General features: G+C 70.9%; 25 protein-coding genes, 1 tRNA gene, 2 pseudogenes and 1 riboswitch. Of the genes and pseudogenes, 16 read left to right on the top strand and 12 right to left on the bottom strand.

Features of this window, described 5'->3' with window-relative positions:
• The 7 genes and pseudogenes from RT323_RS08630 to RT323_RS08605 form a co-directional block, all read left to right on the top strand.
• Window positions 1-585, top strand: a pseudogene (locus RT323_RS08630) (DNA polymerase III subunit gamma/tau); the annotation flags it as partial.
• A pseudogene (locus RT323_RS08625) lies at window positions 560-2,500 on the top strand (aminodeoxychorismate synthase component I); the annotation flags it as partial. The pseudogenes RT323_RS08630 and RT323_RS08625, both read left to right, overlap by 26 nt.
• Before the next feature lie 171 nt (window positions 2,501-2,671).
• The gene (locus RT323_RS16720) at window positions 2,672-3,271 is read left to right on the top strand and encodes an anthranilate synthase component II (protein WP_396172174.1); all 600 of its coding nucleotides are present in this window, start codon (window positions 2,672-2,674) and stop codon (window positions 3,269-3,271) included.
• Window positions 3,272-3,290: 19 nt separating this feature from the next.
• Window positions 3,291-3,355, top strand: a riboswitch (guanidine-III (ykkC-III) riboswitch).
• 10 nt (window positions 3,356-3,365) lie between these two features.
• Window positions 3,366-3,680: an SMR family transporter gene (locus RT323_RS08620; RefSeq protein ID WP_313407093.1), complete on the top strand. Its 315-nt coding sequence runs from the start codon at window positions 3,366-3,368 to the stop codon at window positions 3,678-3,680.
• Between the two features lie 63 nt (window positions 3,681-3,743).
• A complete protein-coding gene (gene recR, locus RT323_RS08615) occupies window positions 3,744-4,340 on the top strand; it encodes a recombination mediator RecR (protein WP_313407091.1) in 597 nt (198 codons plus the stop codon).
• A gap of 213 nt (window positions 4,341-4,553) precedes the next feature.
• On the top strand, window positions 4,554-5,843 hold the full coding sequence (locus RT323_RS08610) for an aspartate kinase (RefSeq protein WP_313407089.1): 1,290 nt from the start codon (window positions 4,554-4,556) through the stop codon (window positions 5,841-5,843).
• Complete coding sequence (locus RT323_RS08605) at window positions 5,840-6,874, top strand: aspartate-semialdehyde dehydrogenase (RefSeq protein ID WP_313407087.1); 1,035 nt, start codon at window positions 5,840-5,842, stop codon at window positions 6,872-6,874. Before RT323_RS08610 ends, RT323_RS08605 begins: the two co-directional genes overlap by 4 nt.
• Before the next feature lies 1 nt (window position 6,875).
• On the opposite strand, the gene RT323_RS08600 is transcribed toward RT323_RS08605, so the two are convergent.
• From RT323_RS08600 to RT323_RS08590, 3 genes are read right to left on the bottom strand one after another with little or no spacing between them, the layout of a single operon-like run.
• A complete protein-coding gene (locus RT323_RS08600) occupies window positions 6,876-7,349 on the bottom strand; it encodes a GNAT family N-acetyltransferase (RefSeq protein WP_313407085.1) in 474 nt (157 codons plus the stop codon).
• Window positions 7,339-9,294: an acetoacetate--CoA ligase gene (locus tag RT323_RS08595; RefSeq protein WP_313407084.1), complete on the bottom strand. Its 1,956-nt coding sequence runs from the start codon at window positions 9,292-9,294 to the stop codon at window positions 7,339-7,341. Before RT323_RS08595 ends, RT323_RS08600 begins: the two co-directional genes overlap by 11 nt.
• Before the next feature lie 48 nt (window positions 9,295-9,342).
• Window positions 9,343-10,833, bottom strand: coding sequence for a carotenoid oxygenase family protein (locus tag RT323_RS08590; protein WP_313407082.1), 1,491 nt, complete (start codon window positions 10,831-10,833; stop codon window positions 9,343-9,345).
• An 81-nt stretch (window positions 10,834-10,914) separates the two neighbouring features.
• Here RT323_RS08590 and RT323_RS08585 point away from each other — a divergent pair, with 81 nt between their 5' ends.
• Entirely contained in the window at window positions 10,915-11,511 is a 597-nt protein-coding gene (locus RT323_RS08585) for a TetR/AcrR family transcriptional regulator (protein ID WP_313407080.1), read from the top strand.
• Between the two features lie 56 nt (window positions 11,512-11,567).
• Here the strand turns inward: RT323_RS08585 and RT323_RS08580 are convergent.
• The 4 genes from RT323_RS08580 to RT323_RS08565 form a co-directional block, all read right to left on the bottom strand.
• Window positions 11,568-11,641 (bottom strand) — tRNA-Pro (locus tag RT323_RS08580).
• Window positions 11,642-11,657: 16 nt separating this feature from the next.
• A complete protein-coding gene (locus RT323_RS08575) occupies window positions 11,658-12,560 on the bottom strand; it encodes a metallophosphoesterase (protein ID WP_313407078.1) in 903 nt (300 codons plus the stop codon).
• A gap of 23 nt (window positions 12,561-12,583) precedes the next feature.
• Complete coding sequence (locus RT323_RS08570) at window positions 12,584-13,180, bottom strand: response regulator transcription factor (protein ID WP_313407075.1); 597 nt, start codon at window positions 13,178-13,180, stop codon at window positions 12,584-12,586.
• On the bottom strand, window positions 13,177-14,301 hold the full coding sequence (locus RT323_RS08565; protein ID WP_313407073.1) for a histidine kinase: 1,125 nt from the start codon (window positions 14,299-14,301) through the stop codon (window positions 13,177-13,179). The genes RT323_RS08570 and RT323_RS08565 overlap by 4 nt, the downstream gene beginning before the upstream one ends.
• A gap of 98 nt (window positions 14,302-14,399) precedes the next feature.
• Between RT323_RS08565 and RT323_RS08560 the strand changes: the two genes are divergently transcribed.
• From RT323_RS08560 to RT323_RS08550, 3 genes are read left to right on the top strand one after another with little or no spacing between them, the layout of a single operon-like run.
• Window positions 14,400-15,338, top strand: coding sequence for an ABC transporter ATP-binding protein (locus RT323_RS08560; protein ID WP_313407071.1), 939 nt, complete (start codon window positions 14,400-14,402; stop codon window positions 15,336-15,338).
• Entirely contained in the window at window positions 15,335-16,096 is a 762-nt protein-coding gene (locus RT323_RS08555) for an ABC transporter permease (RefSeq protein WP_313407069.1), read from the top strand. The genes RT323_RS08560 and RT323_RS08555 overlap by 4 nt, the downstream gene beginning before the upstream one ends.
• A gap of 36 nt (window positions 16,097-16,132) precedes the next feature.
• Window positions 16,133-16,594 carry a GatB/YqeY domain-containing protein gene (locus tag RT323_RS08550; protein ID WP_313407068.1) on the top strand — a complete coding sequence of 154 codons (462 nt, stop codon included), beginning with the start codon at window positions 16,133-16,135 and terminating at the stop codon, window positions 16,592-16,594.
• 5 nt (window positions 16,595-16,599) lie between these two features.
• Here the strand turns inward: RT323_RS08550 and RT323_RS08545 are convergent, their stop codons facing one another.
• Entirely contained in the window at window positions 16,600-18,789 is a 2,190-nt protein-coding gene (locus RT323_RS08545; RefSeq protein WP_313407065.1) for a transglycosylase domain-containing protein, read from the bottom strand.
• Window positions 18,790-19,030: 241 nt separating this feature from the next.
• Between RT323_RS08545 and RT323_RS08540 the strand changes: the two genes are divergently transcribed.
• A complete protein-coding gene (locus RT323_RS08540) occupies window positions 19,031-19,288 on the top strand; it encodes a WhiB family transcriptional regulator (protein WP_313407063.1) in 258 nt (85 codons plus the stop codon).
• 3 nt (window positions 19,289-19,291) lie between these two features.
• On the opposite strand, the gene RT323_RS08535 is transcribed toward RT323_RS08540, so the two are convergent.
• Complete coding sequence (locus tag RT323_RS08535; protein WP_313407098.1) at window positions 19,292-20,434, bottom strand: ArsA-related P-loop ATPase; 1,143 nt, start codon at window positions 20,432-20,434, stop codon at window positions 19,292-19,294.
• A 53-nt stretch (window positions 20,435-20,487) separates the two neighbouring features.
• Window positions 20,488-21,468: an ArsA-related P-loop ATPase gene (locus RT323_RS08530; protein ID WP_313407061.1), complete on the bottom strand. Its 981-nt coding sequence runs from the start codon at window positions 21,466-21,468 to the stop codon at window positions 20,488-20,490.
• Window positions 21,469-21,542: 74 nt separating this feature from the next.
• Between RT323_RS08530 and RT323_RS08525 the strand changes: the two genes are divergently transcribed.
• From RT323_RS08525 to RT323_RS08510, 4 genes are read left to right on the top strand one after another with little or no spacing between them, the layout of a single operon-like run.
• Entirely contained in the window at window positions 21,543-21,698 is a 156-nt protein-coding gene (locus RT323_RS08525) for a DUF4177 domain-containing protein (RefSeq protein WP_153302903.1), read from the top strand.
• 1 nt (window position 21,699) lies between these two features.
• The gene (locus RT323_RS08520; protein ID WP_313407053.1) at window positions 21,700-22,158 is read left to right on the top strand and encodes a RidA family protein; all 459 of its coding nucleotides are present in this window, start codon (window positions 21,700-21,702) and stop codon (window positions 22,156-22,158) included.
• 1 nt (window position 22,159) lies between these two features.
• A complete protein-coding gene (locus RT323_RS08515; protein WP_313407051.1) occupies window positions 22,160-22,972 on the top strand; it encodes an NUDIX hydrolase in 813 nt (270 codons plus the stop codon).
• Complete coding sequence (locus tag RT323_RS08510) at window positions 22,969-23,730, top strand: MBL fold metallo-hydrolase (protein WP_313407049.1); 762 nt, start codon at window positions 22,969-22,971, stop codon at window positions 23,728-23,730. Before RT323_RS08515 ends, RT323_RS08510 begins: the two co-directional genes overlap by 4 nt.
• 7 nt (window positions 23,731-23,737) lie before the next feature.
• On the opposite strand, the gene RT323_RS08505 is transcribed toward RT323_RS08510, so the two are convergent.
• Both RT323_RS08505 and RT323_RS08500 read right to left on the bottom strand, forming a co-directional pair.
• Window positions 23,738-24,376, bottom strand: a complete 639-nt coding sequence (locus RT323_RS08505) for a maleylpyruvate isomerase family mycothiol-dependent enzyme (RefSeq protein ID WP_313407046.1) — start codon at window positions 24,374-24,376, stop codon at window positions 23,738-23,740.
• Between the two features lie 4 nt (window positions 24,377-24,380).
• Complete coding sequence (locus RT323_RS08500; protein WP_313407045.1) at window positions 24,381-25,076, bottom strand: Crp/Fnr family transcriptional regulator; 696 nt, start codon at window positions 25,074-25,076, stop codon at window positions 24,381-24,383.
• Between the last annotated feature and the right edge of the window lie 14 nt (window positions 25,077-25,090).

Genomic DNA, 25,090 nt, shown 5'->3' with positions numbered 1-25,090 from the left:
CCCCCCGAATCCCGGCCCGCTCCGCCGGTCGAGGCAACCGCGCCCGAGGCCCCGGCCGCGCCCGGCGCACTCACCACGGCCGACGTGCGCCGGCTGTGGCCCCAGGTGCTCGAGCGCGTCCAGCACCTGCGCCGGTTCACGTGGGTGATGCTCAGCCAGAACGCGCAGGTCGCCGCGCTCGACGGATCGACCCTGACCCTGGCCCTCGTCAACACCGGTGCGCGCGACTCGTTCGTCAAGAGCGGGTCCGACCAGATCGTCCAGCAGGCCCTGTCCGATGTGATGGCGGTCCAGTGGCGCATCGAGGCGATCGTCGACCCGTCCGCGACGCCCACCGGCAGCACGCCTGCTCCCTCCGTCCCCGCGGCCGCCGCGACACCTCCGGCGGCACCGGCGGAGTCGCGCGTCCCCGAGTCGGTCCGCGAGGCACTGCGACAGGGTCCCGTGCCGACCGCCCCGGTCGATCCCGACGCCGACGTGGACCCGAACGACCCGGTCGTCGACGACGGCTCCCAGGACGCCGAGGCGTTGCTGGCCGAGCACCTGGGGGCCGAGATCATTGACGAGACTCCCCACCGCGGCTGACGGATCCGCGGGACCCACGCGGCGGCGGCTCGACCTCGAGGCCTCCCCGGCCGAGGTGCTGCGACGCCTGCGCGGGCGCGAGCGGCTGGTCGGCCTGATCGGTGCGTGGCACCAGGGCGAGGCCCTCATCGCGTGCGAGCCCGTCCGGGTGCTCGAGGCGTGGGACGGGATCGAGCTCCCACACCGCGAGTCCGACGGGTTCGGTGGCGGGTGGATCGGCGCCTGGGGGTATCGACTCGGGCAGCGCGTCGAACGGCTGCCGGACGGACCGGTCCGCCCCCTGCCGCAACCCGACCATCGTGTGGGGTTCTACGACCTCGTCCTGCGGCGCGTCCGGGGCGTGTGGTGGCTCGAGTCGCTCGGCGAGCCCACACCGTCACGCGTCGAGGACCTGCTCGCGGCGATCGCGGTCCCTGCTCCCGCCCAGTCCTTCACGGCCGGCCACTTCGAGCTCACGCCCGAGCCCGAACGCCATCGAGGGGCCATCCGGCGCACGCTCCAGCACATCGCCGCCGGCGACATCTTCCAGGTCAACCTCTGCGCCCGGCTCGAGGCACCGTTCGAGGGCGACCCGCTGGACGCCTTCTGTGCCGGAGTCGAGCAGCTGCGACCCGCCTACGCCGCCTACGTCTCGTCGCCCGAGGGCGTGATCGCCAGCTTCTCCCCCGAGCTGTTCCTGCGGCGGACCGGCGCCGAGGTGCTCAGCTCCCCGATCAAGGGCACCGCCGCCCTCGACACCGATCCGGGCGAGCTGGCCGCCTCGGCGAAGAACCGGGCCGAGAACGTGATGATCGTCGACCTCATGCGCAACGACCTGGGCCGCGTCGCGGTGCCGGGATCGGTCCGTGTCCCGGCGGTCAACCGGGTCGAGCGGCACACCGTCTGGCACCTGGTGTCCGACGTCGTGGCCCATCTCCCCCACGATGCCGGGGACGGCGACCTCCTGCGCGCCACCTTCCCGCCCGGATCGGTCACCGGAGCGCCCAAGGTCCGCGCGATGGAGCTGATCGCCGAGCTCGAGACGACGGGACGCGAGACGTACACGGGCGCGATCGGTCACGTCAGCGCCACCGCCGGGCTGGAGCTGAACGTCGCGATCCGGACCTTCGAGTTCGCCCGCGCCGCCGACGGGTCCACCCGCGTCTGGCTCGGGGTGGGGGGCGGCATCGTCGCCGACTCCGATCCCGACGACGAGTACGCCGAGGTGCTGGCCAAGGCCCGGCCGCTGATCCAGGCGATCGGCGGCCGACTCGACCTGGAGGCCGGGGCCGCGGCACCCACGGCGGCACCCGCCCACGCGCCCCGGGCGCCGGCTCTCGCCATCGACCGCGACCGCGGCGTCTTCGAGACGCTGCTCGTCGAGGACGGCCGACCCGTCGACCTCGATGCCCACCTGGCCCGCCTCGATGCCAGCGTGCGGGCCGTCTACGGCAGCACTGTCCGAGCCGGTCTCGAGGACGCGATCCGCCTGCGCGTCTCCGGATCGCCGGGCCGCCACCGGCTCCGCATCGATGCCGTGCCGTCCGGTGGCGACGTCCGGGTGTCGATGACGGTCGCCGAGCTTGGTGCCACCGAAGCCCAGTGGTCGGTCGTTCCGCTCGTCCTGCCCGGAGGACTCGGTGAGCACAAGTGGGCCGACCGCGACCGTCTGATCGACGTCGCGGGTGAGCCGCTCGTGCTCGACACGGACGGGTCGGTCCTCGAGACGGCCCGGGCCAGCCTCTTCGCCGTACTCGACGATGGCCTGCACACGCCGGCGCTCGACGGACGAGTGCTGCCGGGCACGACGCGCGCACGCGTGATCGACCTGGCGACGGCGTTGGGGATCCCGGTCCTCCAGCACAGCCTGACGACGACGCACCTGGCAGACGCCACCGAGGTCTTCGCCACCAACGCCCTGCGCGGACTCGTGCCGATCACCTCGTGCGAGGGCGTGGGCACCTGGCCCCCCGGACCTCTGACCGCCCAGCTGGCCTCGGCCCTGCGGGGGGACGGATCTTTGGGCCTTTCGCCCACGTCCGCCACGGATGTTGGGTCAGCCGAGCCCACATACGGGCCGAATCGGCACAAGATCGGTCCCGCCCCAGTGGGCCGAGCCTCGACGGATCCGTCCCGCACCGAGCGACCGCGGGTCCTGTTCGTCGACAACTACGACTCGTTCGTGTTCAACCTGGTCCAGTACGTCGGCGAGCTCGGCGCCGACACCGAGGTCGTGCGCAACGACGAGGCCGCCGTCGAGGACCTCCTCGACGGCAGGTTCAGCCACGTCGTGGTCTCGCCCGGCCCCGGGGGACCGGCCGAGGCAGGGATCAGCGCCGAGGTCGTCCGGCAATTCGGCGAGCACACGCCCGTCCTGGGCGTCTGTCTCGGGCACCAGGTCATCGGCGAGGTCTTCGGAGCTCGGGTCGTCCGCGCCGATCAGGTCGTGCACGGCAAGTCCTCGCTCGTCCACCACGACGGACGCGGAGTGTTCGCCGGGCTTCCCTCGCCGCTGGTCTGCGCGCGCTACCACTCGCTGGTCGTCGAGGACGTCCCCGACGGGCTCGAGGTCACCGCGCGCACGGGCTCGGGCATCGTGATGGGGCTGCGGCACCGCACCCTGCCGGTGGAGGGCGTCCAGATCCATCCCGAGTCGATCCTCACCTCGCGCGGTCACGACCTGCTCGCGAGCTTCCTGCGCCGCTGACCCGTTTGGCATGATGGGGGCACGGCCTGCGCAGGCCGCCGGACGAGTGGAGTCGTACCCGGATCGCGACAAGACGGCCACGAAGGAGCGCGTCATGTCCTGGATCGTCCTGGTCGTCTCAGGTGTCTTCGAAGCCGTGTGGGCCACCGCCCTGGGCCGCAGCGAGGGCTTCACGAAGCTGGTCCCGTCGGTCGTCTTCGCCGGCGCCCTCGTCATCAGCATGGGCGGGCTCGCGTGGGCCATGCGCGAGCTGCCGATCGGCACGTCCTATGCCGTGTGGGTGGGCATCGGTGCCGTCCTCACGGTGGCGTTCGCGATGGTGACGGGGACCGAGCCCGTCTCGCTCACCAAGATCCTGCTGATCGGCGGACTCATCGGGTGCATCGTCGGCCTCAAGATGGCGCACTGACCGGGCGCGGACTCGCGCACGCGCGGACCCGCCCGGCTGGCCGGGCCGACTAGGCTGGCTCGCGTGTACGAAAGCGTGATCCAGGACCTCATCGACGAGCTCGGACGACTGCCGGGCATCGGCCCGAAGAGCGCCCAGCGGATCGCCTTCCACCTGCTCGACGCCGACCCCGACGACGTCAAGCGCTTCGCCCAGACCCTCGTGGACGCCAAGACCAAGGTGCTCTTCTGCAGCGTGTGCGGCAACGTCACCGTCGACACCACGTGCCGGATCTGCTCCGACCCGCGGCGCGACGAGACCGTCCTGTGCGTCGTCGAGGAGAGCAAGGACGTCATCGCGATCGAGCGCACGCGCGAGTTCCGCGGCCGGTACCACGTGCTGGGCGGTGCGATCAGCCCGATCGCGGGCATCGGGCCCGACCAGTTGCGCATCAAGGAGCTGCTCGGTCGCCTGCAGGACGGCACCGTCACCGAGGTCATCATCGCGACCGACCCGAACCTCGAGGGCGAGGCGACCGCGACCTACCTCATGCGGATGCTGGTGCCGATCGGCCTCAGGGTCACCAAGCTCGCGAGCGGCCTGCCCGTCGGCGGCGACCTCGAGTACGCCGACGAGGTCACCCTCGGTCGCGCGTTCGAGGGCCGCACGTCGGTCGGCTGAACGTGACGGTTTCCCCGGTTAAGCGGGGAAACTGGCACTTCACGAGGATCGCAACCCTCGTGAAGTGACAGAAAACCTACTTAACCGGGGAAACTTCGCCCCGTCCACGCGACGGACTCGAAGGCCGGGCGCCGGGGCGCTCGTCTAGACTGGCGAGGGCGCAGCGTGGCGTCCTCCCGCTGTGTTCGCAAGTTCCCAGAGCAAGGATCTTCCATGGGCATCGTCGTGCAGAAGTACGGCGGCTCGTCGGTGGCCGACGCCACCAGCATCAAACGAGTCGCCCAACGCATCGTGGCGACCAAGAAAGCCGGTCACGATGTGGTCGTCGTCGTGTCCGCGATGGGCGACACGACCGACGAGCTGATCGATCTCGCCAACCAGGTGTCGCCGCTGCCCCCGGGCCGCGAGCTCGACATGCTGCTGACCGCCGGCGAGCGCATCTCGATGGCGCTGCTGGCGATGGCGATCGAGACGCTCGGCCAGGAGGCTCGCAGCTTCACCGGCTCGCAGGCCGGCGTGCTGACGGACGACGTCCACGGCAAGGCCAAGATCATCGACGTCACGCCCGGCCGCCTGCAGTCCGCGATCGACGACGGTGCAATCGTCATCGTCGCCGGGTTCCAGGGCGTGTCGCAGACGACGAAGGACATCACCACGCTCGGTCGCGGCGGCTCGGACACGACCGCCGTCGCGCTGGCCGCCGCGTTGAACGCCGACGTCTGCGAGATCTACACCGACGTCGACGGCATCTTCACCGCCGACCCGCGGATCGTGGCCGAGGCCACCCGCATCCCGGCGATCTCCTACGAGGAGACGCTCGAGATGGCGGCCAACGGCGCCAAGATCCTGCACCTGCGCTGCGTCGAGTACGCACGCCGCAACAACATGCCCATCCACGTCCGGTCGTCGTTCAGCGACAAGACCGGCACGTGGGTCGTGGCCGCCGAAGACGTCAGCAAGCACACGGAAGAAGGACAGGCGATGGAGCACGCGATCATCTCCGGGGTCGCTCACGACCGCAGCGAGGCCAAGATCACGGTCGTCGGCGTCCCCGACAAGGTCGGCTACGCCGCCGCGGTCCTGCGCGCCCTCGCCGAGGCCCGGATCAACATCGACATGATCGTCCAGAACGTGTCGGCCGCCGCGACCGCGCTGACCGACATCTCCTTCAGCCTGCCGCGCGATGACGGCCAGGCCGCGATGACCGCGCTGGCCCGGCTCAAGGATCAGATCGGCTTCGAGCGCCTGCAGTACGACGACAGCATCGGCAAGGTCTCGATCGTCGGCGCCGGCATGCGCTCGCAACCCGGCATCACCGCCACGTTCTTCGAGGCCCTCGCCGCCGCGGGCGTCAACATCGGCATGATCTCCACCTCCGAGATCCGCATCTCCGTGGTGGTCGCCGAGAACGAGGTCGATGCCGCCGTCAACGCCGCCCACGAGGCGTTCGGCCTGGGCACCGAAGACACCGAGGCCGTGGTGTACGGAGGGACCGGACGATGACCAGGATCGCAGTGGTGGGTGCGACCGGACAGGTCGGCACCGTCATGCGTCAGCTGCTCGAGGACCGCGACTTCCCCGCCGAGTCGGTGCGCTTCTTCGCGTCCGCCCGTTCGGCCGGCAAGACGCTGCCGTTCCGCGGCCAGGAGATCGTCGTCGAGGACACCGCCACGGCGGACGTGTCCGACCTCGACATCGCGCTGTTCAGCGCCGGTGCCACGATGAGCAAGGTCCAGGCCCCGCGCTTCGCCGAGGCCGGCGTCACCGTCATCGACAACTCGTCGGCGTGGCGCAAGGACCCGAGCATCCCGCTCGTCGTGAGCGAGGTCAACCCGCACGACATCCCGGCGGGCGACGGCCCCCGCGGTCGCGGGATCATCGCCAACCCGAACTGCACCACGATGGCCGCGATGCCGGTCCTCAAGCCGCTGCACGACACGGCCGGACTGGTGCGCCTGACGGTCAGCAGCTACCAGGCCGTCTCGGGCTCGGGACTGGCCGGCGTCGAGGAGCTGCACTCCCAGGCGCTCGCCACCGTCGAGAAGGCGGACGCACTCACGCACGACGGCCACGCGGTCTCGTTCCCCGAGCCGGACAAGTACGTCGCGCCGATCGCGTTCAACGTCATCGCGATGGCTGGCTCGATCGTCGACGACGGCTCGCACGAGACCGACGAGGAGCAGAAGCTGCGCCACGAGTCGCGCAAGATCCTCGGCCTGCCCGAGCTGCGCGTCGCGGGCACGTGCGTGCGCGTTCCGGTGTTCACCGGTCACTCCCTGTCGATCCACGCGGAGTTCGACCGGGACATCACCCCCGAGCAGGCTGTCGAGATCCTCTCGTCGGCGCCGGGAGTCGAGCTGACCGACGTGCCCACGCCGCTGGACGCCGCCGGCAAGGACGTCAGCCTGGTCGGCCGGATCCGTCAGGACCGGTCGCTCGAGGGCAACACGGGGCTCGTGCTGTTCGTCAGCGGCGACAACCTGCGCAAGGGCGCCGCGCTCAACACGATCCAGATCGCCGAGCTGCTGGTCTAAGTCAGAGCGCGCGCGTGAAGTAGGCGCTCAGCGGGTCGTCCGTGTAGTCGGCGAACGGCGCGCAGGGCGTGAAACCGTGGCGCTCGTAGAGCCGGCGCGCGGGCGCGAAGTGGTCCTCGACGCCCGTCTCGAGGCTGACCTGCGCCCGACCGTGCGCCCGCGCCAGGTCGAGCAGGAACACCAGGACGGCCGCGGCGACACCGCGTCCGCGTGCTGCGGCGCTCGTGCGCATCGACTTGATCTCGGCCAGGCCGACGTGCAGCTTCAGCGCGCCGCAGCCGAGCAGGCGGCCGTCGTCGTCGCGCGCCGTGACGAACACGACGTCGTCGGCCTGCAGTCGGCTGAGGTCGAGCGCGTGGACGCTCTCGGGAGGCGAGGTCGCGTGCATCTCGTCAAGGTGCTCGGCCAGCAGCGCCACGACATCCGGTGCGGTCGGCGGCTCGACCGCCACGGCGAGCGTGGTGTCAGTGGGCACGGCCGAAGGCCTCGAAGTCGTCGAGCACCTCGGGGTTCTGCAGCGCACCCTTGGCCGCCGCCTGGTCGACCGGCGTCCCGCGCAGGATCTTCTTGACCGGCACCTCGAGCTTCTTGCCCGAGAGCGTGCGCGGCATGCCTCGCACCTGGTGCACCTCGTCGGGGATGTGACGCGGCGACAGCTTCGTGCGCAACTCGGTGGCGATCCGCTTCGTCAGGGCGCCGTCGAGGGTCGCGCCCTCGACGAGCGACACGAAGAGCATGAGGCGTCCGGCACCGCCCTCGTCGTCCTCGAGGTGGACGACGAGACTGTCGGCGACCTCGGGCAGCGACTCGACGACCGAGTAGAACTCGGAGGTGCCGAGTCGCACGCCGCCGCGGTTGAGCGTCGCGTCGCTGCGGCCGGTGATGGTGCACGAGCCGTACGCCGTGATGCTGATCCAGTCGCCGTGGCGCCACACGCCCGGGAAGTCCTCGAAGTACGCGGCCCGGTAACGCGATCCGTCGTCGTCACCCCAGAAGCCCACCGGCATGGACGGCATGGGCTGCTTGATGACCAGCTCGCCGAGCTGGTCGCGCACCGGCTGGCCGGCCGGGTCGAACGCGTCCACGTCGGCGCCCAGGGCGCGACAGGAGATCTCGCCGGCGTACACGGGGACGGTCGGCGCACTGGCGACGAACGCCGCACACGTGTCGGTGCCGCCGGAGACCGAGGAGAGCTGCACGCCGGGATCGAACTCGTCGTAGACCCAGCGGAAGCCCGCCTCGGGCAGCGGTGCGCCGGTCGAGCCGATCGCCCGCAGGGCGGACAGGTTGGCCTCGGCGGCCGGGTGCAGGCCCTCCTTGCGGCACTGCAGCAGGAACGGGGCACTGGTGCCGAAGTAGGTCACGTCGAGCTCGCCCGCCATCCGCCACAGGGCGCCGAGGTCGGGATGAGCGGGATTGCCGTCGACCATCACGACGGTCGCCCCCGACCCGATGCCGGACACGAGGTAGTTCCACATCATCCAGCCGGTCGTGGAGAACCAGAAGAAGCGGTCGGTCGGACCGATGTCGCTCTGCAGGATGAGCGCCTTGAGGTGCTCGATCGTGATGCCACCGTGGCCGTGGACGATCGGCTTGGGCAGCCCCGTGGTCCCCGACGAGAACAGCACGTACAGCGGCGTCGCGAACGGCACGCGCGCGAACTCGAGCGGACCGGCCTGGGCGGTGAATCGCTCCCACGTGATCGCACCGGCGGGCGCGGGCGCCTGCGGATCGAGGTAGGGCAGCCACACGACCGTCCGGACGCTGGGCAGCGCGGCGGTGATCGCCTTGACCTGCTCGCGCCGATCGATGTCCTTGTCGCCGTAGCGGTACCCGTCGACGGCCAGCAGGACGACGGGCTCGATCTGCTGCCAGCGGTCGATGACGCTCTGCGTGCCGAACTCGGGCGCGCACGAGGAGAAGATCGCGCCGAGGCTGGCGGTCGCGAGCATCATCACCAGGGTCTCGGGGATGTTCGGCGAGTAGGCGGCCACCCGGTCGCCCTCGCCGACACCGAGCTCGATCAGCCCCTGTCGGGCGCGCGCGACCTGGTCCCGCAGGTCGGCCGCCGTCAGGGTGACCTCGGCGCGGCTCTGGGAGCGCGAGACGATCACCACGTCGTCGTCGGCGCGACCGGGCAGGCGCAGCATCGCCTCGGCGTAGTTGATCCGCAGGTCGGGGAACCACCGCGCGCCGGGCATCGAGGCGTCGGCCAGCACCGTGCCGGCGTCGCCGTCGAAGGGCAGGTCGAGGTACTCGAGCCACGCGCCCCAGAACCCGGCCAGGTCGTCGACCGACCACTGCCACAACGCGTCGTAGCCGGACACGTCGATCCCGCGGCTGTCCCTCACCCACGAGGAGAACCGCTCGATCGCCGTCGTGCCCGTGGCGGGCGGGTTCCAGAGGACATCAGCGGGCATGGACGCAGTCTAGGTGTGGCCTGGGACACGCCGGACGAGGCCCGGACGTCACTGGGCGTCGGCCGGGTCCGTCCCCTCCGGTGCCCAGTTCCCGTGGAAGCCGGCCGGCACGCGCCCGGGCAGCTGCACCGCCGCGACGTCCTCGAGCGTGGCGGCATCGAGCACCCGCAGGTGGCTGCGGCCCTCGGCTCGGTCGTGCACGTATCCCAGCAGCACGCCGTCGTCCTCGGCGGTCCCGTCGGGATGCGGCACGAAGCAGAACTCGCTGGCCTCGGCGCCGGCGCCGAGGCTGCGCACCTGCGTGGCACCGGCGTCGAGGTCGTGCCTCAGGACGGTGTCGCCCGTGGCCCCGTCGTCGAAGCCGACCGCCCAGCCGTAGCGGTGCCGGCGCCCCGTCAGCCGCTCGTCGTGGCGGGGGAACTCCTGCGAGCGCTGGTCCAGGCTGCTCTCGTGGGCGCACCCCGTCCGCAGGTCGAGGGTCAGGCGCGTCATCGTGGCGGGCCCCTCGTCCGGGCCGTTCAGGACGGTCGCGAACATCCGCGGGTGCCGGATGACGTCCACCACGACGGTGTCGCCGTCCTCGTAGGCGTTCAGCGTGTGGAAGACGTAGCAGGGGTCGATCTCGAACCACCGGACGGTGCTGCCGTCGCCGTCGCGCGGGAGCAGGCCGACCCGGGCCGGGTAGTCGGGGTTCCAGCGGTACGGGAACGTGGCCGAGCCGCCCCCGCGGGCGATGCGCGCGATCACGGGCTCGGGCAGCGGGTTGCGGCCGATGACCCGGTTGAGCACGCCGCGCACCAATGGGCGGACGAGTCGGGGCACGTCCGCCGTCGCCGTCGCGATGTCGAAGGTCACGGGCAGGTCCAGGATCACGGCGTAGTGCTCGGTGAGCGCGAAGTCGTGCATCATCGGGCTGCCGTGCACCTCGACGTCGACGCTGCGACGGATCCGGCCGTCGGTGCCCAGCACCGAGTAGGCGACCCGGTTGCCTCGCATCCAGTTGTAGGAGACGGCGTGCAGCTCGCCCGTTTCGGGATCGCGGTGTGGGTGCGCCGCGTAGCCAGGTCGACCGGGCAGGCTGGGCAGGGTCCCGTCGAAATCGCACGGGCCGACCGTCTCCAGCTCGTGGGTCAGCTCATAGGGCGGCGCGCCGGCCTCGATGAGCGCCAGGGTCCGGCCGTGGTGCTCCAGCACGTTCGTGTTGGCGGGGAAGTCGAGGTGACCCGGCTCGCCCCGGACGGGTTCGTCGAGCGCCTCGGCGACCGAGGCCGAGCGCACCCACCGATTGCGATACCACTGCGCCTGGCCGTCCCTCAGCCGGACGCCGTGCACCATCCCCTCGCCCAGGAACCAGTGGTGCTGGTCGCCCGGATCGTCGATCGGGTTCGGGCCGATGCGCAGGTACCGGCCGTCGAGGTACTCGGGCAGGTGACCGGCGACCGCGAGGTCGGTGGCCGTGAGCTCCTCGCGCACCGGGGCGAAGGTGTCGCGCAGGTACCGATTCGCGGAAGCCGCAGCGGGTTCGAGGGTGTGCGTCATGACGTCTCCTGCAGGTGGGCGCCCGAGCCGCATAACGGTGTTATCGCTCGACCATAACGCCGTTATGCGATGCTGTCCAGCATGAGCTCCGACCCATCCGGCCCGGTGGACGTCCGTCGTCGGCTCCTCGAGGGAGCCGCGCGCATCCTCGACGAGGAGGGACCCTCCGCCCTGTCCGTGCGCAGGCTGGCGAACGAGGCCGGGACGTCGACGATGGCCGTCTACACCCACTTCGGCGCGATGGGCGGGGTCGTCGACGCCGTCGCGACCGAGGGCTTCCAGCGTCTCATCGACCACGTCGCCACGGTGGTCGTGAGCGACGACCCGGGGGCCGACCTGCTGGCGATGGCGGCCGCCTACCGGCAGAACGCACTCGAGAACCAGCACCTGTACGCGGTGATGTTCGGCGCCGTCAGCGTGCGCGGGCTCGGTGGCCACGGACCCGACCTCGGGGTCGCCCATGCCGCGTTCCGCCAGCTTGCCGACGCGATCGAGCGCGCGATGCAGGCAGGAGTGCTGCGGGCGGGCGACCCCTCGGCCGTCGCCGCGCAGTTCTGGAGTGCCCTGCACGGCTACACGATGCTGGAGCTGGCGGGCATGGACCAGGTCGTCGACGACCCTGAGCACGAGGTCCTGTGGCGCATGCTGTCGAACCTGCTCTCGGCCTTGACGCCGTAGGCTCCACAAACGCACAGGAGCCGCGATTCCAAGGAATCACGGCTCCTGCGACTGGGTCGGGGTGACAGGATTTGAACCTGCGGCCTCGTCGTCCCGAACGACGCGCGCTACCAAGCTGCGCCACACCCCGTGCAACCTCAGGAATTCTACCCGGTGAGGGTGAGAACTGTCGCCTCGGGTCGGCAACAGAATCGGAACGGGGTGAACGGCGACGTCCCGCACCCCGCCGAGACGTGCAGCCACGAGGCGTCGTTGCCCTCCGTCCGGTGCGTGTGCAGGCCGTTCGCGCGCTTGGTGTCGAGGTCGCAGTTCGTGACCAGGGCGCCGTACCCGGGAACCTGCAGCTGTCCCCCGTGGGTGTGACCCGCCAGGATCAGCTCGTTCCCGGTGGCGTTGAAGGTGTCCAGGACGCGCAGGTAGGGCGCGTGCGCCACGCCGATCCGCAGGTCGGCCGATGCGTCCGCAGGCGTCGGATCGAGCCGGTCGTACCGCAGGTGGGGGTCGTCGACGCCCGTGAACGCGAGGCGGGTGCCGTTCACGGTCAGCTCGCCCCGGGCGTTGTTGAGGTCCAGCCACCCGCCGCTCGACAGCTCGGCTCGCAGGAGCTCGTACGGCAGGTCCTTCTCGCGCTCCCACTCGCCGCCCCGGTCGACCCCGGTCCCCCCGCTCAGGTAGGCGGCCGGGTTCTTGCGGTGCGGCGCGAAGTAGTCGTTCGAGCCGAAGACGAAGGCGCCGGGAACCTCCAGCAGGGGTCCGAGGTCCTGGACGAGCGGGCCCACCGAGCCGTGGTGTGCGAGGTTGTCGCCGGTGTCGATCACCAGGTCCGGCTCGAGGTTCGCGAGGGACCGGAGCCACGCGCGCTTGGGCGCCTGGTCCGGCACGAGGTGGATGTCCGACAGGTGCAGCACGCGGATCGGGTCCCGCCCGGCCGGCAGCGCCGGAACGGTGAGCTCGCGCACGACGAAGCGACGGGTGGCCTCGACGTACGAGTACGCCAACGTGCCCAGGCCCAGCGCGGTCGTGGCGGTCAGCAGGCGGCCCAGTCGCATGCGGGCCAGCCTAGCCACTCCGCTCAGATCCAGCCGTGCTCGTAGGCGTGCTCGGCGGCCTCGTGACGCGAGGACGTGCCGGTCTTGGTCATGGCGCTGGAGAGGTAGTTGCGCACCGTGCCCTCGGCCAGGTGGAGGGTCGTGGCGATGTCCGCGACCGCCGCGTGCCGCCGGGTCAGGCGCAGCGCGTCCAGCTCGCGCTCGGACAGCGGACAGGCCTCCGCGTCCAGGGCGGCCGCTGCCACCTCGGAGTCGACGTAGCGCCTGCCCGCGGCGACCTCGCGGATCACCTGTGCGAGCGCCGAGACCGGACTGGACTTGGGCACGAAGCCGGCGATCCCCGCGGCCATCGCGCGGCGCAGCACGCCGGGCCGCGCGTGACGGGTCATCAGGACCGAGCGGATGGGCGCCTCGATCTGGGTCGCCACCTCGATCCCGTCGGTCGGGGGCATCTCGAGGTCGAGCAGGACGACGTCGGGCCGCTGGTCCCTCACGAGGTCGAGGCCGTCCGCGCCGTTGGCCGCCTCGCCGACCACGTCGAGGTCCTCCTCGAGCGCGAGCAGGGCCACGATCGCACTGCGGATCATCTCCTCGTCGTCGACCACGACGACCCGGATCACAGCTGGACCTCGAGCGTGAAGCGGTCGCCCTCGCGAGCGACCGCCAGGCGGCCACCGCCGGCGGCGATCCGCTCGGTGAGCGACGTCAGACCCGTTCCACGGCCCGGGACCGCCTCGGAGGCGCCGTCGTTCGTGATCGTCAACCGATCCGGCGTCGCGACGATCTGCACGCGCGTCGCGTCGCTGTGGCGCAGGACGTTGGTGGTGGCCTCGCGCAGGGCCAGGGCGAACAGTGGCTCGTCGAGCCCGTCGGGGCACTCGACGGTGACGGCCGCCCCCGCAGCCTCGAGCACCGCGGCGGCGTTCGCCATCTCCTCGCGCAGGCTCGTGCGCCGGTAGCCGCGGACGATCTCCTTCGTCTCGGCGATGGCGGTGCGCGCGATCAGCTGGACCTCGCCCATCGCCGCTCGGGCGGCCTCGGGATCGCGATCGAGCTGGCGCTCGGCGAGCTCCGCCTTCAGCGCGATGACCTGGAGGTGGTGGCCCTGCACGTCGTGCAGGTCGGCAGCCAGCCGCAGGCGCTCGCGGACGGCCGCCAGGTCGGCCTCCGCCTCGCCGCTGGACCTCACCTGCAGCATGAGCTGCCACAGCCAGACCTGGAAGATCACGACGACGGGCAGGAACGCGACCAAGAACCCGATCGCGTAGGCGCCGCTCCAGTCCAGCGCCCGCAGGCCGTCGAGGCCACCGATCGCGTACACACCACAGATCAACACCAGCGCGACGGGCAACACCGCGTTGCGCTGCGACCGCGGAAGGTCGATCGCGATGAGGCAGACGACGACCCACGGCACCAGCACGATGCCGACCGGGAAGTCGGGGCCGATCCAGGCCAGCGGCAGCACGAGCAGGGCCGGAGCCAGGAGCCGCAGGCGCTCGTGCCGGCTCATCCGGTCGTGGCCCAGCCCAGACTGGGCAGCGCCGATCAACGGCCGGCACGAGAACCACGTCACTGCGGCGATCACCAGCAACAGTGCGGCGTTCCGCACGACGGCGGTGCCCTGCATGAGGTCGACGGCGCTGCGGGCGACCGGCCCGGCGAAACCCATCACGACGTACAACCACAGGCTGGAAGCCGTGTAGCGCCACGTCGCGACGAAGCCGTCGGGGTTCGGTCTCACGGGCTCGACGGTATCCGAGACGACGCATGACAGATGTCACGAGATGTCGTGAGACGGCACTCTGGTCCGGACCCGTCGCGCCACGCGAGGGTGGAGGCATGGAGACCAACGACACGACCGTGATCGAGGCCCGGGGACTCACGTGCTCGTACGGCGACTTCACCGCCGTCCGGGACCTGGACCTGACGGTGCACCGTGGTGAGCTGTTCGCCCTGCTCGGCACGAACGGCGCGGGCAAGACCACGACCATGGAGACCCTGGAGGGGCACCGCGCGGCCGACGGAGGCGAGGTGCGCATCCTGGGCCTGGACCCCGTCGGCGAACGCGCCACCCTGCGGCCGCGGGTCGGGATCATGCTGCAGGAGTCCGGCTTCGCCGGCGACCTGACCGTGCGCGAGACCGTCGACCTGTGGGCGAGCCTGACGACGAATCCCGGTCCGAGCGACGAGGCGCTGGAGCGGCTCGCCCTGACGGACCGGGCAGGCACCCGGGTGGTCCAGCTCTCCGGTGGCCAACGACGACGCCTCGACCTCATCCTGGCGACGCTGAACCGGCCCGACGTGCTGTTCCTGGACGAGCCGACCGCCGGCCTCGACCCCGAGTCGCGCGAGTCCGCCTGGCGCTTCGTCGCCGACCTCAAGGCGAACGGCACGACCGTCGTCCTGACGACGCACTACCTCGAGGAGGCCGAGGCCCTCGCCGATCGCGTCGCGATCATGCACGAGGGGCGCATCGCCACCGAGGGCACGCTGTCCGAGGTGGTCGGCACCGCGCCAGCCGCGATCGAGTTCAGCATCGCCGACCGTCCCGGTGCCGAGCTGGACCGTGAGCTGCGCACCGTCGTCGATCCCGTCGGCCTCCAGATCGCGGCCGACCGGGTCCGGCTCGACGTCGAGGACCTGCAGACCTCGCTGGGACGCCTCCTGCACTGGGCCGACCAGCACGGCCACCGCCTCGAACGCCTCAACGCCTCGGAAGCCAGCCTGTCCGAGATCTTCGCCCGCGTCAGCCACACCCGACTGGAGGATGCCTCATGAGCACCATGACCACCGCATCGCCGACGTCCATCTCGCGGATCAGGGCCATCGCCGGATCCGAGTTCAGCCTCATCGCCCGGTCCAAGGCCGTGCTGTTCAGCGCGACGGCGCTGCCCCTGATGTTCGCGGTGTTCCTGTTCGTGCAGCGTGACGCCGCCGTCGAGGCCTCCGGCGACTCGGTCGCGTCCGTGGGCATGGTCTCGATGGTCGTCATGTTCTTCGTGATGTTCACCGTCTACATCACGGCCACGACGACCCTCGTGACGCGACGACAGGACCTGTTCCTCAAGCGGCTGCGCTCGGGCGAGTCCCCCGACCTGGTCATCCTGGCCGGACTGCTGCTGCCGCCCGTGGCGCTGTGCCTGCTCCAGACCGCCGTCGTGATGGTCGTGATGATCGCCCTGGGCAACGGCATCCCCGGCCACTGGTGGTGGCTCGTCCTGGCCCTCCTCGGTCTGCTCGCAGCCTCCGTGACCGCGGCCACGGCGACCGCCGCCCTGACCCCCAACGCCAGTGCGTCTCAGATCTCGAGCATGCCGTTCGTGGCCCTCGCCCTCGGGACACTGATCGCCTCGCCCATCACGGAGAGCCCCTGGCTCGACCTCACGCCCGGCGGTGCCCTCGTGACGCTCGTGCGGGCGGCCTACGACATCGACGTGTACGGCAACGTCGGCGTCGCCGTCGCGGGCCTCGTGCTGTGGACCTACCTCGGGTACGACCTGACGAAGCGCCTGTTCCGCTGGGAGCCGCGTCACTGAGGCGAAGAGGCGTCGCGGCGGTGGGAGAATGGAGCCATGTCAGCTCTCAAGGACCGCCTCCGCGACGACCTCAACACCGCCATCAAGTCTCGCGACGCGCTTCGCACCTCGGTGATCCGCATGGTGCTGGCCGCCATCACCAATGCCGAGGTCGCCGGCAAGCAGGCGCGTGAGCTGACCGACGACGACGTGCTGACGGTGCTGTCCAGCGAGGCCAAGAAGCGCCGCGAGTCCGCCACCGCGTTCGACGAGGGCAACCGGCCCGAGCTGGCGGCCAAGGAGCGTGCCGAGGCCGAGATCCTCGCCGAGTACCTGCCCGCCGCGCTGAGCCCGGAGGAGGTGTCGGCCGTCATCGCCGAGGCCATCGACCAGACCGGTGCCGCCGGTGAGGGCATGAAGGCCATGGGCAAGGTCATGGGCATCGTGACGGCCCGGACGAAGGGTCGCGCCGACGGCGCTGCCGTCGCCGCCGAGGTCAGGCGCCAGCTCGGCGCCTGACCCGGTCAGTCGTCGTCGTCCCCGCCACGGCCGCGACCGCGACCGCGATCGCGATCGTCGCCGCGCGAGCGCTGCGGCGGCTGGTACGTCTGCAAGGTCACGGAGTCGAACTTGGCGGGCGTGAGGTTCTCGGAGATCGGTCCCATCGCGGCCTTCCACTGCGGACCGGCCAGGGACGAGCCGCCCGCCTGCCCGAAGGTGATCTCCGTGCCGCGCAGGGTGGTGCCGGGGAGCGCCGTCGGCTGACCCTTGCTGTTGAGTCCGGCGATCGTCGAAGCCGCGACCAGCTCTGGCGTGTAACCGACGTACCAGACCGCCTTGGCGGCATCGTTCGTACCGGTCTTGGCGGCCGACGGAATCGGCAGGGCCGTGCCGTTGCTGTGACCGAAGCCGCCCGGCTGCTGCAGGCCGACGAGGATCGCGTTGACCTTCGCCGCGGTCTCCTTGCTCATGACGCGCTTGCAGTCGGTCTTGTACTTCTTGATGGTCTTGCCGGAACGATCGATGATCTCGGAGATCGGAGCCGGCTCACAGTACGTGCCGCCGGACGCGGGGGCGGCGTAGGCCGCGGCCATGTGCAGCGGGCTGACGTCCGTGACCCCCAGCGTGAACGAGGGCACGTAGCTGCCGGGCTCGCCCTTCTTCGTGTCGGGCTCGGTGATCGGGATGCCCATCTTCTTGGCCATCGTGACCGTCTCGCACAGGCCGACGTCGCGCTGCAGCTGCGCGAAGTAGGTGTTGATGGACTTGCGCAGGCCGCCGACCATGTCGAACGTGCCGGCGCCGGTGGAGTTCTTCAGGTTCTCCCAGGCGCCGGTGCCGTTGCCGTCGCAGTCGAAGTACTCGCCCGTGGGGATCGTCATCGTCTGAGGCGAGTTGTAGCTCTTGCTGGTGGGGATGCCCTCCTCGAGCGCCGCCGCCGTCGTGAACATCTTGAAGGTCGAGGCGCCCTGGAAGCCGTTCGCGTCGCCGTACTGCTTGGGCACGACGTAGTTGAGGAAGGTCTGGCCCTTCTTCTTGTCGCGGCCCATCGGGCGCGACTGGCCCAGCGCACGCACCTTGCCGGTGCCGGGCTCGACCAACGCCATCGCGCCGAGCGCCTTGTCGGTGGGCGCGACGTACTTCGACACGGCGTCGTTGACGTGCTTCTGCATCGACAGGTCGATGTTGGACTTGATCGTGAGCCCGCCGCGCTCGAGCATGGCCTGGCGCTGCTTGACGGTGTCACCGAGCGCCGGCTCCTGGAGCAGGTAGCGACGGATGTAGTCGCACGAGAACGCGGCGCTCGAGTCGACGCAGCCGTTCGGGAACGACGTGATCTTCAGGCCGATCGGCGTGGTGCTCAGCTGGTCGGCCTCGGCGCGCGTGATCTTGCCCAGCCGGGCCATGACGCCCAGCACCGTGTTGCGGCGCTGCAGCGCCCGCTCGGGGTAGACCCGCGGGTTGTGCTGCTCGGGGTTCTGCACCAGTCCGGCCAGGGTGGCCGCCTGCGACGTCGAGAGCTTGTCGGGGCTGACCGAGAAGTAGTGGTACGCCGCCGCGTTGACGCCGTAGGCACCGTCGCCGAAGTACGCGATGTTCAGGTAGTGCTCGAGGATCTCGTCCTTGTCGTACTTCTTCTCGTAGTTGATCGCCAGCTTGAGCTCACGGATCTTGCGCGCGGTGGAGACCTCGGTGGCGGCCGCACGCTGCTCCTTCGTGGCGGCCTGCTGGACGAGGGTCAGCTTCACCAGCTGCTGCGTGATCGAGGAGCCGCCCTGGGTGTTGCCGTCCGCCGCGTTGTTCATGAGCGCGCGCAGCGTGCCCTTGAGGTCGAGGGCACCGTGCTCGTAGAACCGGTAGTCCTCGATCGAGATGATGGCTTCCTGCATGACCGGCGCGATCCGCTCGAGCGGGACGTCCTGGCGATTCTCCTGGTAGAAGTACGCGATGCGCCTGCCGTTGGAGGCCAGCACTCGGGTCGTCTGAGGGTTCGGCAGGTCCTGCAGCGCGAGCGGCAGGTCGACGATGTCCTTGCTCACCTTGTTCGAGGTGGACGCCATGAAGGCGGTGCCGGGGATGAAGATCGCCGCGACGATCACGCCCGCGAGGACCGACAGCCACGCCAACGACCCGATCGCTCCCAGCTTGGACGCGGGCCGCGGTTCGCTCTCGGCGACCTTCTTGATCGAGTCGCTCATCTCGTGCCACGCCATGGGCACGAGAATACGGGAGTTCCGCAAGACGCCGGTGCAGCCCGATCACGACCCGCGCGCCGCCACTGGCCCGGCCCGGCCGGCGGAGCCAACGGGGCTGGAGTGACTCATCGTGACTATGCCCGAACTACCCGGACGAATCTGTCCGGTTCCACGTCTTCTCCCTAGGCTGAGAGCGCAGCAGATAGCACTTCTTCCGCCGGTCACGGGGACCGGGGGATCTCGGGAAAGGTCTCTGCCAATGTGGAACGAAAACTGGTCTCAGGACGCCGCTTGCTTGGGCAAGTCCGACGATCTGTTCGTCAAGGGCGCTGAGCAGAACCGCGCGAAGCTCGTGTGCAACGGCTGCAGCGTCCGGGCGGAGTGCCTGTCCGAGGCCCTCGACAACCGGATCGAGTGGGGCGTCTGGGGCGGCATGACCGAGCGCGAGCGTCGTGCTCTGCTGCGCCGCAAGCCCAACGTCCGCAAGTGGCGCGAGCTGCTCGTCCAGGCCAGTTGACCCCTAGCCGGCCCCGGGGGTACCGAGGTGCCGGCCGATCAGTCTCAGACCGTCGAGGTCGTGCACGTCCGTGTCGAGTGCAGGGACGGGAACGACCTCGACGTTCCTGTGTGAGGCACTGAACCGTGCACGCAGCCGGTTCTCCCGCTCGGCGAGGCGCATCCGCTCCGCGTGCACGTCGAGCAGCTCCGCCGTCCGGCGCTGCGCCGCGGTGCCGCTCGCGAGCCGCGGCGACGCCGACTCGGCGTCGGCCGCGCTGACGCCCGCCGCGTTCTCGTCGTGCACCCGGTTGACCACGAGTCCGGCCAACGGCATGTCGTCGGCCGCCAGTCGCTCGACGAAGTAGGCCGCCTCGCGCATCGCCGCCGCCTCGGGCGCCGCGATCACGAGGAACGCCGTCCCCTCGGCCTGCAACAGGGAGAACGTCGCCTCGGCGCGCTGGCGGAAGCCGCCGAAGAGGGTGTCGAACGCGGCGACGAACGTCTGCATGTCGGTCAGCACCTGGGCGCCCAGCACCTTGTTGAGCGCGCCGGTGACGATGCCGAGTCCGGCCGAGAGCATCTTGGCCGGACCGCGGGCCGGCACGAGGAGCAGCTTGATGAACCGGCCGTCCAGGAGCGAGGACAGCCGCTCAGGTGCGTCCAGGAAGTCCAGCGCCGACCGCGAGGGTGGGGTGTCGACGATGATCAGGTCCCACCGGCCCTGCGCGTGCAGCTGGCCCAGCTTCTCCATCGCCATGTACTCCTGCGTGCCGGCGAACGAGCTGGAGAGCGCGACGTAGAACGGGTTGGCCAGGATCTCGGCGGCCTTCTGCGGCGAGGCGTGTGCCTCCACGACCTCGTCGAAGGTCGTCTTCATGTCGAGCATCATCGCGTCGAGCGAGCCGCCGGCGGACGTGTCGATGCCCGCGACAGGCCGCGGGGTGTTGTCCAGCTCGACCAGCCCGAGCGACTGGGCCAGCCGACGCGCCGGGTCGATCGTCAGGACGCACACCGTGCGTCCCTGCTCGGCCGCGCGCAGGGCGAGCGCCGCGGCCGTCGTGGTCTTGCCGACCCCGCCGGAGCCGCAGCACACGACGATCTCGGTGCGACGGTCGGCGATCAGTGCGTCGACGTCGACACGGGTGGGTCGCTCGTGCGTGGAGATGTGCCGCTCGGTGTGGGGACGGCGGTCGCGCCCGTCCGTCGTGGGGCCCGGGCTCACCGCGCATCCTCCGCCAGCGGCGCGAGCAGGTCGGCCAGCTCCTGCAGGGCGCCCATGTCGATGCCACCGGTCAGCAGCGGCAGCTCGACATGGGGGCGGCCGCAGCCGTCGATGATCTGCTGCTGCTCGTCCTGCAGCTGCTGACGCTCGACGTGTCCCTTCCCATCGGCGACCAGCGTGTCCGCGGCGTCGCGCGGGAGGCCGGCCTTCTCCAGCACCGGCGCGACGGTCTTCGCGCTCAGCCGGCCGGCGTCGAGCGCCTCGATCGTGTCGGCCGACAGCAGCGAGGGCCGTTTGAGATTGACGACGACGTGGCCCACCGGCAGACCCTCACGGGTGAGCTCCTCGATCCCGTCGAGCGTCTCCTGCACGGGCATCTCCTCCAGCACCGTCACGAGGTGGACGGTGGTCTGCGGTGCACGCATCATCGTCATGACCGACTCGGACTGGGCCTTGATGGGACCGACCTTCGCCAGGCCGGCGACGTCGTCGTTCACACCGAGGAAGCGGGCGATCCGGCCGGTCGGCGGGGCGTCCACGACGACGGCGTCGTAGACGAACGGCGAGCTCCGGTCGCCGGTGCGACGGCGTGCGGCCTCGTAGATCTTGCCCGTCAGCAGGACGTCCCGGACGCCCGGCGCGATCGTCGTCGCGAAGTCGATGACGCCGAACTTGTCGAGCGCGCGACCGGCGCGGCCGAGGCGGTAGAACATCTGGAGGTACTCCAGCAGGGCCGCCTCGGGGTCGATCGCGAGCGCGTGCACGTGGCCGCCCTCGTCACTCGTGGCGATCCGTCGCTCCTCGTACGGCAGCGGCGGCACGTCGAAGAGCTGGGCGATCCCCTGGCGGCCCTCGACCTCGCACAACAGGACCTTCGACCCTCGGCTCGCGAGGGCCAGCGCGAGCGCGGCGGCCACCGTCGTCTTGCCGGTGCCGCCCTTGCCCGTCACGACGTGCAGGGGGGTCGAGTTCGCCACGGGTCGAGCCTAGCGACGGTCGGGCGAACATGTTCTCTGTCGAGGCCGCGCAGCGCTGCGGCTACAGTCGGCCCATGACCAAGTGGGAATACCTGACGGCACCGGTTCTCGTCCATGCGACCAAGCAGATCCTCGACAACTTCGGCCGTGACGGCTGGGAGCTCGTGCAGATCGTCCCGGGCATGAACCCCGAGAACCTCGTCGCCTACTTCAAGCGCCCGGTGGCCTGACATGGGCGCGGTCGTCGACCGGCTGGCGTCCCTGGGGCTCACCGTCCCCGAGGTCGCGGCCCCCGTCGCGTCGTACGTGCCCGCGGTCGTCACCGGCTCCTACGTCCACACGTCGGGCCAGCTGCCGTTCGTGAACGGAGCCCTGCCGGCCACCGGCAAGGTCGGCGCCGAGATCTCGCCCGAGGACGCCGCCGAGTACGCCAAGCTGTGCGCGCTCAACGTCATCGCGGCGATCGCCTCGGTCGCCGACCTCGACCGGGTCGTCCGGGTCGTCAAGCTCGGCGTCTTCGTCGCCAGCGCGCCGGACTTCACCGGGCAGCCCGCCGTCGCCAACGGCGCCAGCGACCTGATCGCGGCCGCCTTCGGCGCGGCCGGCTCCCATGCGCGGAGCGCCGTCGGCGTCGCGGTCCTGCCGATGGACACGCCGGTCGAGATCGACGCGATCGTCGAGCTGAGCTGACGTGCTCGTCCCCGTTCCGCCGATGCTGAGGGATCGCCTCGACGGGTTCGATCCCGCCAGTGCCGCACCGACCAAGGACGCGGCCACGATCGCCGTCGTCCGTGACGGTGATGAGGGCCTCGAGGCCTTCCTCATGCGCAGGAACTCGGGCATGGCCTTCGCGCCGGGCATGTACGTGTTCCCCGGTGGCGGCGTCCAGGAGGACGACGACGAGCCGCTGACCTGGGTCGGCCCGCCGCCCGAGGTGTGGGCCGAGCGCTTCTCGTGCACGCCCGAGCTCGCCCGCCGCCTGGTGGTCGCCGCCGTGCGCGAGACCTTCGAGGAGACCGGCGTCCTGCTCGCCGGCCCCGACGCGGACTCGATCGTCGACGACACGACCGACATGGACCAGGCGCGCGACGACCTCGAGGAGAAGCGGTACTCGTTCGCGCACTTCCTGGCCGAGCGCGGACTGGTGCTGCGGACCGATCTGCTGGGCGCCTGGGCCCACTGGATCACCCCGGCCTTCGAGCCGCGCCGGTACGACACCCGCTTCTTCGTGGCCGCGCTCCCGAAGGGCCAGCAGATCGACTCGGTCAGCCTCGAGGCCGACCACTCGCTGTGGGCCCCGTTGTCGACCGTGCTGAAGCACGTCGATGCCGGCGACGCGGCGATGCTGCCGCCCACCGCGGTCACGTGCCGCGAGCTGGCCCCGCTGTCCGCCGACAGCGTCCTGCCTGCCTCCGCCGAGCGCCGGATCTGGCCCATCGAGCCGCGGCCGGTCCAGGCCGACGGCCAGTGGTGGCTCGACGTGAACCGTGAGGAAGAGATTTGAGCACTGTCGTCACCCCGCGAGCGTCGTTCATCCTGGCGGACAACCCGGGCATCATGACGCTCGACGGGACCAACACCTGGATCCTGCGCGAGCCCGGCGCCGGCCGCTCGGTCGTGGTCGACCCCGGGCCCGACATCGCCGAGCACATCGACGCGGTCGTGGCCGCGGCCGGCGACGTCGCCCTCGTGCTCTTCACGCACCACCACTGGGACCACACGGACGCCCTCGAGCGGATCGTGACGGCCACCGGCGCGCCCACCCGGGCCATCTCGGCCGAGTACACGCGCGACGCCGACCCGCTGCGCGACGGCGAGACGATCACGGTCGACGGGCTCGTCATCGACGTCGTCGCGGCTCCGGGCCACACCCGCGACTCGGTGGCGTTCGTCCTGCCCCAGGACCGCGCCCTGCTGACGGGTGACATGGTGCTGGGTACCGGGACGACCGTCGTGGCGCACCCCGACGGCGCGCTCGGCCCGTACCTGGAGTCGATCCGCCGCTTCCGGTCGCTGGTCGCCGACGGCACGGTCGAGACGATCCTGCCCGGCCACGGACCGGTCGTCGCCGATCCGGCCGCCGTGCTGGACTACTACCTGTCACACCGCGAGGAGCGCCTCGAGCAGGTGCGGACCGCCGTGGCCGCCGGCGCGCAGACCGCGCGCGAGGTCGTCGAGACCGTCTACGCGGACGTGGACCCCGTCCTGTGGGACGCCGCCGAACTGTCGGTGCGCGCCCAGCTGGACCACCTGAAGGCCTGAGTCCGGATCAGGCTGCCGCCGCGATGCGGCGGCCCAGCTCCTCGACGCCGGGCCCCCGGAGCCGCGCGATCGATTCGGAGCGCCCGGCCATCGCCAGGGTCAGCTCGAGCAGCGGGCCCGTGACGGCGGGTCCCGAGCCCGCGGCGAACCCCGCGTCGTCCGCCGCCAGCGACAGGTCCCGGACCAGCGTGCGACTGTTGACCGCGAAGTCCTTCGAGGCGAAGAAGCGCGCGACCTCCAGCACGGCGGCCGGGTCCGGCACCAGCTCGACCCCCAGCGGCCGGACGATGTCCTGGCCGTGGACGACGACCTCGCCGAGCATCGCCACGTGGGCGCCGGCCGGGGCGGTTCGGCTGGGTACGAGCGCACGGAAGGTCGCAAGCGTCTCGGCCGGGGTGTCTACGCGGTGACGGCGGATGAGGCGGTCGTTGTGCCGGTCCGTGTCGAACCGGGCTCGCACGATGCTGGCGATCCAAGCCGATGTGCCCGTGCTCGCGGCGGCGCTCAGGTGCGCCACCACGTCTTCCACCGACCATCGCGGGCACCGCGACGTCGTCCGCCACTGCTCGGGACGCAGCGCCTCAAGGACCCCCAGCAGTCGAGCGCGCTCGTCCCGGATGAGCGCCTGGACCTCGGCTCGGTCCACGCGCTCAGCGCGAGCGGCGCTTGAGTCGCTCGAGATCGAGGATGATGACCGAGCGCGGCTCGAGGCGCAGCCAGCCGCGCGACGCGAAGTCGGCGAGCGCCTTGTTGACCGTCTCGCGCGAGGCGCCGACCAGCTGGGCCAGCTCCTCCTGCGTGAGGTCGTGGTTGACGTGGATGCCGTCGTCGGCCTGACGCCCGAAGCGCGAGGCGAGGTCGAGCAGCGCCTTGGAGACACGGCCGGGCACGTCGGAGAACACCAGGTCGCCGACGACCTCGTTGGTGCGGCGCAGGCGGCCCGCCAGCTGGTTCAGCAGGGCGTAGGCGACGTCGGGGTGCGACTGCAGCACCGGGTTGAGCGCGCTGTGTCCGAGGCTGCGCAGCTCGACGTCGGTGACGGCGGTGGCGGTGGCCGACCGGGGTCCGGGATCGAAGAACGAGAGCTCGCCGAACATCTGGCCGGGTCCGAGGATCGCGATGAGGTTCTCGCGCCCGTCGACGGATCGGCGGCCGAGCTTGATCTTGCCGTCGATCACGACATAGAGCTGGTCGCCCTCGTCGCCCTCGCCGAACAGGATCTCGCCGCGGCGCAACGTCACCGTGGACATGGAGGACTCGAGCGCGCCGGAGGCGTCGTCGTCGAGGCCGTTGAACAGAGGAGCTTGGCGCAGAACATCATCGGTCACACGGTTAGTTTCCCACATGGAAGCCAAATCAC

The sequence above is a fragment of the Aeromicrobium sp. genome, from assembly GCF_032084975.1.
Classification (GTDB): domain Bacteria; phylum Actinomycetota; class Actinomycetes; order Propionibacteriales; family Nocardioidaceae; genus Aeromicrobium.
Note: the sequence above shows the minus strand (reverse complement) of the source record. Positions and strands in the feature narration are given on the sequence as shown.